The sequence below is a fragment of the Phaeocystidibacter marisrubri genome, assembly GCF_008933165.1.
Taxonomy (GTDB): domain Bacteria; phylum Bacteroidota; class Bacteroidia; order Flavobacteriales; family Schleiferiaceae; genus Phaeocystidibacter; species Phaeocystidibacter marisrubri.
On the sequence record NZ_WBVQ01000002.1, the window covers coordinates 1,044,040 to 1,056,982 of the forward strand.

10 protein-coding genes are annotated in these 12,943 nt (G+C 44.9%); 4 read left to right on the forward strand and 6 right to left on the reverse strand.

The genetic code is table 11. The features are described 5' to 3' along the window. Nucleotides 1–28: 28 nt before the first annotated feature. Both F8C82_RS11990 and F8C82_RS11995 read left to right on the forward strand, forming a co-directional pair. On the forward strand, nucleotides 29–1,363 hold the full coding sequence (locus F8C82_RS11990; protein WP_151693826.1) for a hypothetical protein: 1,335 nt from the start codon (nucleotides 29–31) through the stop codon (nucleotides 1,361–1,363). Nucleotides 1,364–1,409: 46 nt separating this feature from the next. Then, nucleotides 1,410–2,957 carry a glycosyltransferase family 39 protein gene (locus tag F8C82_RS11995; protein WP_170266247.1) on the forward strand — a complete coding sequence of 516 codons (1,548 nt, stop codon included), beginning with the start codon at nucleotides 1,410–1,412 and terminating at the stop codon, nucleotides 2,955–2,957. Between the two features lies 1 nt (nucleotide 2,958). Here the strand turns inward: F8C82_RS11995 and F8C82_RS12000 are convergent, their stop codons facing one another. The 6 genes from F8C82_RS12000 to F8C82_RS14765 form a co-directional block, all read right to left on the reverse strand. Continuing rightward, nucleotides 2,959–4,320 carry a hypothetical protein gene (locus F8C82_RS12000; RefSeq protein WP_151693828.1) on the reverse strand — a complete coding sequence of 454 codons (1,362 nt, stop codon included), beginning with the start codon at nucleotides 4,318–4,320 and terminating at the stop codon, nucleotides 2,959–2,961. Nucleotides 4,321–4,699: 379 nt separating this feature from the next. Further along, nucleotides 4,700–5,818 (reverse strand): alginate O-acetyltransferase AlgX-related protein, encoded by a 1,119-nt coding sequence (locus F8C82_RS12005; protein WP_151693829.1) that lies wholly within the window; start codon nucleotides 5,816–5,818, stop codon nucleotides 4,700–4,702. Beyond that, nucleotides 5,815–7,185 carry an MBOAT family O-acyltransferase gene (locus F8C82_RS12010; protein WP_223279550.1) on the reverse strand — a complete coding sequence of 457 codons (1,371 nt, stop codon included), beginning with the start codon at nucleotides 7,183–7,185 and terminating at the stop codon, nucleotides 5,815–5,817. Before F8C82_RS12010 ends, F8C82_RS12005 begins: the two co-directional genes overlap by 4 nt. Nucleotides 7,186–7,226: 41 nt before the next feature. Continuing rightward, nucleotides 7,227–8,879: an ABC transporter ATP-binding protein gene (locus tag F8C82_RS12015; protein ID WP_151693831.1), complete on the reverse strand. Its 1,653-nt coding sequence runs from the start codon at nucleotides 8,877–8,879 to the stop codon at nucleotides 7,227–7,229. A gap of 99 nt (nucleotides 8,880–8,978) precedes the next feature. Continuing rightward, nucleotides 8,979–9,680: a 3'-5' exonuclease gene (locus F8C82_RS12020; RefSeq protein ID WP_151693832.1), complete on the reverse strand. Its 702-nt coding sequence runs from the start codon at nucleotides 9,678–9,680 to the stop codon at nucleotides 8,979–8,981. 210 nt (nucleotides 9,681–9,890) lie between these two features. Continuing rightward, on the reverse strand, nucleotides 9,891–10,220 hold the full coding sequence (locus F8C82_RS14765; protein WP_170266248.1) for a hypothetical protein: 330 nt from the start codon (nucleotides 10,218–10,220) through the stop codon (nucleotides 9,891–9,893). Nucleotides 10,221–10,343: 123 nt separating this feature from the next. Between F8C82_RS14765 and F8C82_RS12030 the strand changes: the two genes are divergently transcribed. Continuing rightward, nucleotides 10,344–11,774: an ArnT family glycosyltransferase gene (locus F8C82_RS12030; protein WP_151693833.1), complete on the forward strand. Its 1,431-nt coding sequence runs from the start codon at nucleotides 10,344–10,346 to the stop codon at nucleotides 11,772–11,774. Between the two features lie 23 nt (nucleotides 11,775–11,797). Continuing rightward, nucleotides 11,798–12,943 carry a serine hydrolase domain-containing protein gene (locus F8C82_RS12035; RefSeq protein ID WP_151693834.1) on the forward strand — a complete coding sequence of 382 codons (1,146 nt, stop codon included), beginning with the start codon at nucleotides 11,798–11,800 and terminating at the stop codon, nucleotides 12,941–12,943.

A 12,943-nucleotide genomic window follows, 5' to 3' on the forward strand; every position in this document is an offset into this window, starting at 1 on the left:
TATCAAACTGATTTTTTAAGTCCATTCAATGTCTTCACTCTCAAAATATTCCATTCTCCTCATTGTGCTCATAGGAGCCATCTTTTATAAAATAGATGATCCGTTGGATTCTGAATACAATTGGAAAGTGATATCCTTTGATGTTGCAGGCTACTATTCGTACTTACCGGGATATCTCATTTATGACGACCCCGGACTTGAGCACGATTTTGATGGCGACAAGCTAATCCACTATTACGGTCCACAAGGTTCGCCAGGCAAACCCTATGCGACCAAATACACCATGGGCCTAGCCTATCAATATGCACCCGGCTTTTTGATTAGCCATTGGATCATTAAAACCTTCACGGATTATCCGCCCAATACACTCTCACCACCTTACCATAGGGCATTGCTTTATTCAGGTTATTTGAGTTTTCTCATCGGTTTGATCTTCTTAAGGAAAGTACTTCTCTTCTTCTTTTCAGAGAAAGTAACAGCAACGCTACTCGTGCTCTATTTTATCGGGACCAATCTACTCACCAACGTACTTTTCAAAGCAGCACTTCCGCACGTATGGCTCTTTACGGATGTATGCATATTGATGTGGCTAGCCATTCGATATTCCCAGAGTCGTAAAGCACATTTCCTGTGGATGATTGGCCTCCTTTCTGGAGTGATTGTCCTAACTCGTTATACCGATGCATTGATTATAGTTACAATTGGGTTAGCCATTCTCTGGTACAACAAGGAAGAGCTTCGCAAACAGAGCTTCTGGATAAAAGGAATATTACCTGCTCTTTTTCTATTTGCACTTGTGTTTGTGCCACAAATCTATCATTGGAAAACCATCACAGGTCAATACTTCTATGATGGTTACTACGACGAAGGCTTTCATTGGCTAGATTCCAAAGTCTGGTGGGGCCTATTCTCTTCCTTTAAAGGGTGGTTCATCTATAGTCCAATTATGCTTTTAGTGATTCCGGGGTTCATACTCCTCTACCAAAGAGAGAAGGCTGCATTTCACGTTCTCTTCTGGCCTTTTGCCCTGACCATCTATGTCATTTTTGCTTGGTGGTGCTGGTGGTATGGTGGAGCATATGGTTGTAGGCCTCTGATCGAATGGATGCCGTTACTGGCCTTACCTGTAGGGTTGACTTTAGATTGGATAATAAAGAGACCGAAAGTTCTCATCCTACTTACTCCACTTCTAGCAGGAGCTTGTTATCACTCTCTGTTCATGAGCCATCATTACATGATCAAGACCTATCATTCGGATAAATGCACATTTGAAGTGATCGAACAACTATACATCGATGGGAACAGAACACAAGAATTAATTGATGCAGAAGGGAGTTTATACAGGTCTAAACTGCCTCAATAAATTGTCTTTTCTTTGTTATCTGACTCTTTTAATTGAAACTGTATTCATGCACTACGCGAAGAAACTTCTCTTACTCTTTACACTTCTTCTAGGCATATTCTTCGCCAGTGAAAGCTACAAGTACTTGGAATTGCGACCTCAAGGTCCGCACCAATGGAGGCAGACAGACTGTGCATCGTTCACACTGAATTACGCAAAAGACGACCTACCCCTTCTGGAACCGTCCATTCACAAACTTTTCTCAGACAATGGAACTACAGGCAAAACAGCAGGGGAGTTTCCTCTACTCTATTACTTTGTAGGTCAAGTTTGGAAGGTTACAGGACAGAATGAGCCCTTGTACAGAATCATCAATTTGTCCATTTTCTGCTTGGGACTACTCGCATTGTTCCGTGCAATTTATCCCTTCATTCGCCATCGAGCACTAGCCTATCTACTGGCAGCACTCCCTTTGTCCATACCCGTTATAACCTATTACGCCCCCAATTTTCTGCAAAACAGCACCGCATTGAGCATGGTGTTCATCGCATGGTCTTTCGTTTCTGCATTTATTCGAAATCCGAAAATAGGCTATGCCTTGCTGGCGACCCTCTTTTTCGCACTTGGGGGTCTATTGAAAATTACAGCACTCATCAGCTTCCTGGCGTTACTGGGAACCTTAGCCATCGACCTTCTCTGGAAGTTCGATAGTCGCGTGATCTTCAAAACAAAGAAGCGCGCCATCACCATACTTTCAACGAGTGCCGCATTCGTTCTTGGATCCTCTGCCCTTTGGTATAAAATGGCTCGAGATTACTGTACCGAACACGGGGGTTGGTTCACTTTTAACGATTTATGGCCCATTTGGAGAAGTACACCGGAATATATCAAATCAACATTTGACAGGATTACGGACTACTGGAAATTTGAATTTTTTACAGGGGCTCAGTACATTTTACTGGTTCTTGCCATTGTGTTTGTCCTTATAAAATTCAAGCGACTCCGCTTTTTTGAAAAGGGCATGATCGGTTTTCTCGTCATTGGAAACCTCAGTTATTTCCTCTTGTGGTTTAATGCGGCCTATGACCACGACTACTATTTCATCAACCTCTATGCGCTTCCTGTCTTTTTACTATTCGTGCTATTCAAGTACACGGATTTAAGTCGGTGGTTACCGAAAAAGGCATCCACTCCAGTGTTATGGGTTCTGACTATAGTCGCCTTGGGTTGGTCGGCGTCTTCTGCAAGCAAGAGCCTGCACATGCGCTACAACGGCTGGATAAACGGCAATGGACACAATCAGTTTGAAGACTTTTTTGATATCACTCCTTATCTTCGAAACGAACTGAAGATTGATAGAAAAGTTCCTGTTATCGTTTACCCTGATCCAAGCTATAGCATCTCTTTGTACTTGGCAGATCAAGTGGGTTGGCCCATTCGAAGGAGTGCCAACGCTGCTGAGCTTTGGTACAGTATCAACCTGCATCAGCCCGCCTACATCCTCGTAAATGACACCACCGATTTCAATCGCAGAAACTACGCAGAGGATCTACCCATTGAGCGTGTAGGTAACCATAAGAGTGTGGATATCTATCAGATTTCGAGGGAGCAATAACTCACTTCCGAACTAGAAAAGAGACAAGTGTTTTTTCTCTTACCGTAACAGAATCTAGTCGTTCCAAATGAGGATCAGCCTGAACCCGCTCCCAAGTCATACGACCTTCTCTTGTTCCTGTCATGCTATCCCAAATCAACAGATCTCCATTCTTTAGTTTCCCGCTAGGTTGAGCATCTAAATCGATCGACCAAAATCTTTGAATTCTGTCCCTATTAAATGGATCTAGATTCATGTAATACGCTGTGGCGGAAAACTGATAGGCTACCTTTTTGGATTCCCAATCCATCCCGCGATCTTTCAGCTTCTGAGTTATTTGCTCCGCCGCCTCTTGACCGCCATCTACCACTAAAGGGAATCTGTTATTCTCATAAGCCTGAATACCAAAAATCAATGCGATCAATCCTATAGCAAACACAGGTTTAGGTAGGATATCAGACATGAAGAAACCTGCACAAAGTGCAAGTCCTGGCAGCGCAGTTGTCATGGTTCGAGCCAATCCAGCAGATCCCATCCAACCGTACCTCCACAAAACAACGTGTAGCGCTACAATTCCAAATGAGGCGATGAATAAAAAGAGATGAAAAATCCTCTTTTCTCTTAGGATACTTACCAATGATAGTACTGCGAGAATCAACATAATCCACGGAGAAATCCGATGCCATTGATGTATATAATGAACCCAATCACCGTGACCATAGGGCTGAGAAGTAGCACCATAAGGTTGATTGGTAATGATCCAATGCCAGTCGTAATCCGCAACGATCATCCCCATAATAGTAAAGAGGCCTGGAACTACTAATCCGTAAAACGCATACTTGATTTTTGCATTCAACAGACCGTAGATGGTGAACACTGGAAGTATGACAATTGCCTCAGGTCGCACTAAAAGACTTGCTCCCAGGAGGGTATACATCAAAGACCAATTTCCTTTTATTGAATAATATATCACACCCGAGAAGATCACCATGAACAAGGGCTCGGTTAAGCCTCCTAAAACAACATAAGTGATGGAATTGCCAATTCCTGCGAATACACCAATCAACCAAGCTCCTTTTAAATTCAACTCCTGGGCAGATCGAGTGATTGCATAGCTCGTGATTGCGATAAACAGTACGTTCATCAAACGAATGCCTACCATACCCATCATCGCTGGCCCAGCCATAATAACTGTATAAAGCGGCTTAGCCCAATGATTAAAGGCATTCTCCGGATGCGCAAAAATGAATTTAGCGAATTGATAGTGCAAGATGCCGTCGGCTTGATCTACTATCCCTTTTTGTTGAAGAAGAAGGAAAAGTAAAACAATCGCAGAAAGAGCGGCGGCTAGATAGGGCTCTTGTTTAGAAGACCAACGATTCATGAGAGCAAGATTGAACGTATGAGAGTCATCTGAATAATCACTTTTAATACTGGAATAGTATCATCCTTCATGGTGAATCCAGTTTACCTTGACTTCAAAGTTAATCTTCTATTCGGGAATGGAGTATGATGCATGAAGTCCTATTTACTCATGTCAGTCATGCTCTACAGAATTGCGGTCTTACTTACCGCAGTCCCTACCTAAGTCATTTGGATTCTCAACAACCGAATTTCCTCAAGACGATATCTATAGATAGTGAGAAAATAAGTACTGAACACGTTCAAGGAAACTCACGATGTTATGGTGGCAGACTCTATGATCATGAGGGAAGAATGCCTCTTCTTGATGTTGCCCACAAAAGCCAATAGTCCTAAGCCCTCTATCGAGATAACTCTAGATTTAAATCCTGAATAATTCCATACGGCACCTCCTTCAAGTTACTCTCCGTTCCCATGATCACCACGGCATCACGAGAAAAGAGCTCACTCCAGCGGTCTAGGCTATCCACGGGAACGATGCCATGTTCGGTGTCGTAATTGGTGTTGTTGTAGTACCAAAAGCTGTGCTGGTCCGACAACATGCGATGGTTCAATTTGAGCGAGTTAATGGTCCAAAAGTAACTGTCGGAAATAAAGAGAATATTAGGTCGCTTTCGTCCCATCGTATCCACTTCTACATCAAACATAAACTGACGATTCATGGAAGGAGGCCACCAGACATTCAAATGTTCCGCCAACTCTATGTCGCCATCCACAATGCTATCGGTCCACTGCCCTGTTTCGTAATGCAACTCTGTGTATTCAGAATGCTTAAATCTGCGCATAATGCTATCCATGGCCATGGTTGCTCCGTAAGCTGACCAATGGGTTCCGGTATTGGGAAATAGATCAACTCTCGACCTTCCTTTCATTTCCAAGAACACTTGGTTCAGGTCGAGGAAATTCACATTGCTCTTTTCACACTCCTTCACAAATCGTTGCCAATTCGAGGTTGCTCCAGGTTCGTGTTTCAAATGATCCGGCAATTTCTCAGGCATGTATCTAACCTTGTTGGGCGCAATGACTACCAACATCTCGATTCCGGCGGTAGACAAGGTGTCTTGTAATCGTTTTAGCCCTCCAGCAATTTGCTCCCAATGCTCAACCTCCTTCAAATCGAATGCACGGAAGGATGGAAAGTAGTTGTATGCGAAGAGCTGATTGTCTTTCCCCACCAATACGTAGGTCTTAGATTCATTGTACAGGGAATAGAACAGCTGATTATGGGTTCGAATGAAAAGTGGACGCGTGCCCAAGGTGCGCTTGAACTGTGCTGTCACCCTATTTTGTAAGGATTCATCCATCCAAGAATCGAGCGTCCATTCCACTTCCTCTACCGCGTATTCCGCACCGTTCACATCAGCAACTTGAGGCCACTTTACGATGTTCTGAAGAAAGACGAGCACCATTGATCCGAAGACCAGAGCAAAGAGAATGCTATAGAGTCGAGGAGTTCTCAAAACCGGAAGTAGATAAATGGATTGAAATCAGAACTCATCACAAAGGAAGCCGACAAGCTTAACAGTACCAATGACACCAGAGTGATTCGAATGGCCTTTCTAGGATTCAGGCTTTCAAATGGTGTAGACTCCGTTCTATCGGATCGAATGAACGCAACACGGAACGAAAGGAAGATCGCCAATGCGAGAATAATCCATTGGTGAGGATCAATTGTAGGCCATCCATTCCAACTGCACATGGCATTTAAATAAATGGTGAACGTATCAGCATCCTCCAATCGGAACACCAGCCAGCCGAGCATGGCTATGAAGAAGGTAAATACGATGCGAACAAAGGCCGGGACGCGTGACATCCATTTCAGTAAGAAGGCGCGTTCGGTTACCAACCAAAATCCGTGAAATGCTCCCCAAATCACAAAATTCCAACTGGCTCCGTGCCACAGTCCGCTCATCAAAAAAACCAACCAAAGGTTGATGTAGGTACGGCTAACAGAACCTCGATTTCCTCCTAAAGGAATGTACAGATAATCCCGCATCCAACTGCTTAGCGTAATGTGCCAACGGCGCCAAAATTCCGTGATGCTCTTGGAGATATAAGGATAGTTGAAATTCTCGGGGAAGTGGAAGCCCATCATCCGCCCCAATCCTATAGCCATGTCGGAATATCCCGAGAAATCGAAATAGATCTGGAAAGTATACGCTGCCAAAGCGATCCAAGCCTCCCCAAAGTTCGGATCAGAAACATCGTTGTAATAGTGGTCTGCCACCTCGCCCAAGACGTTGGCAATTAGGACTTTTTTAGCTAACCCAATGATGAAACGATAAATGCCTAACAATCGCTCTGATGGAATCAAGTTGGCTCTTCGGTCTACAATTTCATCCGCTATGTCCTTAAAACGCACAATAGGTCCCGCAATTAACTGAGGGAAAAGAACAACGAAAAGGGCATAGTCCACCCAACTTCGCATGGCTTCCTTCTCTCCTCTAGAAACATCAATGAGGTAGCTAATCTTTTGAAAGGTGAAGAAGGATATTCCAATGGGGAGTGCTACATCGGTCCAATGTACACCTGTCATGCCCAAAGCCATCAACAGACTGTTGAAGTTCTCTACAAAGAAGTTGGCGTACTTGAAATAACCTAGTAAGCCCACGTTCAGTATCAGGCCGAGCGCCACCCATCTTCGCTTGCTCTGTCCTTTGTTCTGCGCAATTTGATGACCGATGAAATAATCGGCTGTAATACTCGCGAACAACACAAGAACAAAGGCTGGGCCACCCCAAGCATAGAAAAACGTAGAGCCCAAAAGAGCCCAAACATTCTTGTACTTATACGGCAGTACGAAGTAGATCAAGAAGAAAATGGGCATAAACCCAAACATGAAAAAGATGCTACTAAATACCATTTGGGCTAATCAATTTGTGGAATAGAATCAATCAGCTTTCGCGTGTATGCCGAAGAAGGATTCGAATACACATCATCTGCATGACCGTATTCTTCCAGTACGCCACGCCGCATTACCATAAGGTGATCACTCATGTATTTCACAACGCTCAAATCGTGCGATATGAAGAGATACGTAAATCCAAATTCTTCCTTCAGTTCATTCAACAAATTGAGCACTTGAGCTTGAACACTTACGTCGAGAGCTGAAACAGACTCATCGCAGATCACCAATTCTGGCTCTACTGATAAGGCGCGAGCAATTCCAATACGCTGACGTTGTCCTCCTGAAAATTCGTGGGGATATTTATTCAAGGCTTCTTCACCAAGTCCCACTCTTTTCAACAGTGCTATAGCCTTTGCCTTTCGCCCATTTGAATTGCCATTAAGTCCGTGAACTTCCATGGGCTCCGTGAGTATTTGAAGAACTTTAGCTCTGGGATTGAGCGATGCAAACGGATCTTGGAAAATCATTTGAATTTCCTTTCTCAAGGATCTTAGAGCGCTGCCCTTCAACTTCGTGATATCTCTTCCTTTCCAAAAGATTTGTCCAGCGTCGGCTTCATGAAGGTGTACCAGGCATCTGCTTAAGGTAGACTTCCCACAACCCGACTCACCGACCAAACCAAGGGTTTCTCCCGGATAGAGGACGACGTTCACATCATTAACGGCCTTGTAGACCTCTGACGTTCCAAAAAGCGTTGTCTTTCCAAGCGGAAACCACTTCTCGAGATGTTGAATTTCCAGTAGTGGACTTCGGCTTTCTATTTCTTCAAAGTTGGATTTCACTTCGTGTTTATCCACTTCTGCGTTCGTAAGGACGTCCTCAACTGTAGTGAGACGAAATGGTCGGGTGTGAAGTGGTGGTCTGCATTCTAGCAATCCTTTGGTGTATTCGTCTTTCGGAGATTTCAACACCCGTTGAACCGGCCCAAACTCGCGAACCACGCCGCGAAAGAGCACCAAGACCTCATCAGCCACTTGCGCTACCACACCTAAATCGTGCGTAATAAAGAGCACGGCCATATTGCGGTTTACTTGTAACTCCTTGATAAGTCGGAGGATTTCTCCCTGCACCGTTACGTCCAGTGCGGTAGTGGGTTCATCCGCAATGAGTAGCTCAGGAGAGCACGAAAGCGCCATGGCAATCATCACACGTTGCCGCTGACCTCCACTCATTTCATGGGGCCATGCATTGTACTTTGCTTCTGGCTCTGGAATACGCACTTCGGTAAAGAGATCAATAACGCGTTGCTTTGCTTCCTCTTTTGAGATCGACTCGTGCTGTAAAATCATTTCACAAACCTGCTCTCCACAGCGCATAGAGGGGTTAAGGGCGGTCATGGGCTCTTGAAAAATCATCGCCATGCGCTTTCCTCTAATCAATCGATGTTCTTCAGGGGATAGATGAAGTAAGTCGAGGTCGTCCAACTTCATCTCGTCAGCATCAATAATAGCCTTAGGCCCCAACAATCCCATCACAGCCAAACTCGTAACGGACTTACCACTGCCTGATTCACCAACTAGAGCCATCGTAGTGCCTCGTTTCAGCTCAAAACTCAAGTTGTGGATCACACGGGTTTCTCCGAATGAGATATTCAAATTGCGGATGGAAAGCATGGCGGAAAGATAGGGAAAGTTGAGGGTTGGAAGGTTGTGAATTCGGGGGTTAGAGTTCGGAGTGGAATGATAGGCATTGTCTCAGCATCCGTTTAGAAATTAGAGTAGTGAGTTTTGGAAAATGCTTTCATCCGCTGGTTTTTCTCCAACCAAGAATTGATAGACACGGGCAAGCGTGATTACATCCTTTTCACAATAGCGGGCAATTCGATCCAAGTCGTTCTCCAACCAATAGGTAGGCCCTACCATACTGCCATCGATGTCGTCTTTGGGTGTAGGTATTCCGAAAAGTGCGGCTAGAAGTTTCAGGGAGGTAAAGTTCTTCCTATCCCCAAACTTCCACATTTCCATCGTATCTAGGTGGGGAATTTCCCAAGGCTTTTTACCGGCCAACTGCAAATGACGAGGCAATGAAATGCGGTTTATCACCATGCGCCGAGCCAAATAAGGAAAGTCAAACTCTTTCCCATTATGAGCACAGAGGTAAAAGTTGGAAAAGTGTTGATCGAGCAACTCTGACAATTCCCCTAAAATCAATTTCTCATCGTGGTTGAAGAGACTTTTGACTCTAAACTCTAAATCAGCACCATGGCCTTTGAAGTAACCCAGCGATACACAAACCACCTTTCCAAATTCAGCTAAAATCCCCGCTCGATCTTTGTAATACTCCGCCGGAGTGATTTCCTCTCCGCGCTGCCACCTCGTTTTCTCCTCCCACAAGTGTTGCCACTCCGGTGTGAGTTCTGAAAAATCTGGCTGATTGGAAACGGTTTCGATATCGAGGAAGAGAATGGGATTCATGGGGTTGTGTTTAAAGTTGACAGTATTGGTGGTTATTTGTTTTAGGGGTTTAATGGGTTTTAGGGGTTTTAGGCGTTAGGCGTGTTGGGCGTTAGGGGTTGGTCGTATTGGAGGTTGACCGTTACAAGCGTTCTCCATGTTCAATACCCCCAATCTATAAAAGCTTAAGATTACATACCCGAATCTCAGTTGTTTTTTGAACAACAGAAATCAGTCTCCCATCATCAAACATCCGTCACCCGTCACCAGACATCCGTCACCCAACATCAAACACCCATCACCCGTCACCAGATATCCATCACCCATCATCATACATCCGTCACCCATCACCAGACATCCGTCACCCAACATCAAACACCCATCACCCATCACCAGACACCCATCACCCATCATCATACATCCGTCACCCATCACCAGACATCCGTCACCCAACATCAAACACCCATCACCCAACATCAAACACCCATCACCCATCACCAGACATCCATCACCCGTCACCAGACATCCATCACCCATCATCAAACATCCGTCACCCGACATCCAACACCGTAAACACATTAAACCCCCAAACCCCCTAAAACCCCTAAAACTCATCAAACCCTTCATTCCTCTTAACCTCCTCCCCCTATTTACCATTCCACAATAGTTGTCTACTTTTCCAAAATGAATCTGCCTGCACATACATGGGGAATACTCCTCGCATCAGTAGTCGTGTTCGTGATGAGTTTCCGCATTAGAAACGTGAAACTGCAGTACGCACTCATCTTCCTAGCAGGTGCAGGGATTCGTTTGGCATTCGCCACCACCGTTGAACTCCTAAACACGTGGGATGAGCAGTATCACGCAGTGGTTGCTAAGCACATGTCAGAACATCCTTTTCACCCTACTCTGTACGATCAACATGTGCTTTCATACGATTATACGGATTGGAGTAGCAATGGAGTCTGGTTGCATAAACCTCCTTTCTTTCTATGGTTAATGGCTATCAGCATTAAGCTATTTGGAACCTCAGCATTAGCCGTCCGAATCCCATCCATCGTCATTTCGGGTATCATTCCAGTGGCTTTGCTTTCCATCTCAAGAAGGCTGGCTTCGCCTTCTGCCGGATGGTGGGCTGCTGCAATCTGGATATTTAATCCCATGTCTGTTTTACTAGCAACTGGCAGGTATCCTACAGATCACAACGATTTGATTTTTACCGGCTGCATTACTCTGTCGTTTTGGGCTTGGATGAAATACGAGGAGGTTCGAAATGTGAAATGGGCCGTTTTCATTGGGCTTCTCGTAAGTACAGCGGTTCTTACCAAATGGCTTACTGGACTTTGGGTTTTTCTTCCCTGGATACTGCGAATGGTGAGAACTAGAGATGTGGCAGATCTAAAACTTCTCGTGCTATCACTCACAATTGCTGCTCTGCCTGTGCTTGCATGGTACAGTTGGACCTTCTACGCTTTCCCTCTTGAAGCAGCCTATGAGATGGCCTACAATTCTGAGCATTTTTGGGTTGCTGTAGAAGGTCACGAGGGACCATGGTGGTATCATTTCAATGAGATTTTCTGGCACTTTGGAGTGCTTACAGGTGGACTCTGTATCCTGGGACTATATCCACTCTATAGAAAGAGATGGGAACTCATCGTTAGCCTACTGTTTGTCTATGTCTTTTTCGCTTTCGCCGCAACAAAAATGTCGGGTTTTACCTTTATGATGGCGGCACCTATGGCGCTTTCAGGAGGTTATGTTATTGCGTGGTTACAAGGCAAATGGAAGAAGTGGGTTGTTTTCAGCGCGGCCCTTATCGCCTTACTCCTACAGTTGAACGCTCCACACCTATCATCGGTACTGAATGTGGATGAAAACCCGTACCGAAAAGGTCGGCTAGAGATGACACAAACCCTCTTGAATTGGACCGAAACCGATCGTAGAGACGATTGGGTAATCTTCAATGTTCCCAATGACCAAAGAGCACTCTTTCTCTTCTATTCTGACGCCATTCCATATTCTGAACCCCTAACCGAATTCAAAGGGATGAAGAGATATAACATTGGTACTTGGAAAGACGGGAATATTGTTCCCTTACAATCCGCACAAGATTAGGGTTTTTTCACGAACTTGCTCTCATGCGTAAGTTCTTCAAAGGCCTCATCTATACCGTCATTGGATTGGCCGTTCTCGTTTTTATTGTTTCCCTCACTCCTTTAAATTATCTCATTAAGGGGGTGTATGCTACATACCTTCACGGTGAAAACTCTGCTACCATAAACGACAAGGAGTTCTTCGAAACGGAACTCGTTCGTTCCGATGCGCGTACAACACTGCCTTGGCCTGAAAATCTGCGAAGTGGCTTACAACCCTCTCCATCGTTAGACACCCTTCTTCACGAAACACGAACCGTTGCCTTTGCCGTATTTCAGCATGACACCTTGGTGTATGAAGAATATGCTCAAGGGTATTCCCGAACCTCTCGAACGAATTCGTTCTCCATGGCCAAAACGGTTACCGCTATGCTGGCGGAAATTGCCATAGAAAATGGAAGCTTGCACGGATGGGACCAACGTGTAATTGAACTCTTACCCGATCTTCAAGGACCCTATGCCGAAGAACTCACATTAGACGATTTGTCGAAAATGCGAGCGGGATTGGATTGGAACGAACATTACACCAACGCCTTTGGCATTACGGCGAAAGCCTACTATGGTGAAAACGTCCATGAACTCCTCATGAACGAGGTTGCCGTGATTAATCCACCTGGAGAAGTATATGAATACCAAAGCGGTGCGACCCAACTCTTGGGAGAATGTGTAGAAGCCGCTACAGGTCGCTCTTTAGCTGAGCTCGCTTCAGATTGGCTGTGGACACCTGCTCGCGCTGAAGATGATGCCGAATGGAGCACCGACGATTCCCATCAAATTTTGTCTTATTGCTGTTTCCATTCTAACGCATTGGACTTTGCCCGATTGGGACACATCCTACTGCACAAAGGCTATTGGAAGAATCATCTTTACATGGATTCATCGGCTACCAAGGATTTCTTCAACCCTATTTCTACTGACTTTTACGGAAGATCGATTTGGCTAGGAGAGGTAGACCACCATCCCTTCTCGTACTTCAGAGGAGTGAATGGACAATTTATCATAATGGTACCCGATATCGATGCCGTCATCGTTCGATTGGGACATGATAGAGGTCCGTTTGACGGAGAATCTACCGTTCCACTGATTGTGAGTCGAATGGTAAAAGAATATCTAGAAAAGCTTAAAGAGTAG

Bases quoted from the DNA above. Each gene is read 5' to 3' on its own strand.
- F8C82_RS14765 (WP_170266248.1), bottom strand. From the start codon at position 10,220: ATGTCGGGTGACGGATGTTTGATGATGGGTGATGGATGTCTGGTGACG.
- F8C82_RS11995 (WP_170266247.1), top strand. From the start codon at position 1,410: ATGCACTACGCGAAGAAACTTCTCTTACTCTTTACACTTCTTCTAGGC.
- F8C82_RS12010 (WP_223279550.1), bottom strand. From the start codon at position 7,185: ATGCCCATTTTCTTCTTGATCTACTTCGTACTGCCGTATAAGTACAAG.
- F8C82_RS12020 (WP_151693832.1), bottom strand. From the start codon at position 9,680: ATGAATCCCATTCTCTTCCTCGATATCGAAACCGTTTCCAATCAGCCA.
- F8C82_RS11990 (WP_151693826.1), top strand. From the start codon at position 29: ATGTCTTCACTCTCAAAATATTCCATTCTCCTCATTGTGCTCATAGGA.
- F8C82_RS12000 (WP_151693828.1), bottom strand. From the start codon at position 4,320: ATGAATCGTTGGTCTTCTAAACAAGAGCCCTATCTAGCCGCCGCTCTT.
- F8C82_RS12015 (WP_151693831.1), bottom strand. From the start codon at position 8,879: ATGCTTTCCATCCGCAATTTGAATATCTCATTCGGAGAAACCCGTGTG.
- F8C82_RS12030 (WP_151693833.1), top strand. From the start codon at position 10,344: ATGAATCTGCCTGCACATACATGGGGAATACTCCTCGCATCAGTAGTC.
- F8C82_RS12035 (WP_151693834.1), top strand. From the start codon at position 11,798: ATGCGTAAGTTCTTCAAAGGCCTCATCTATACCGTCATTGGATTGGCC.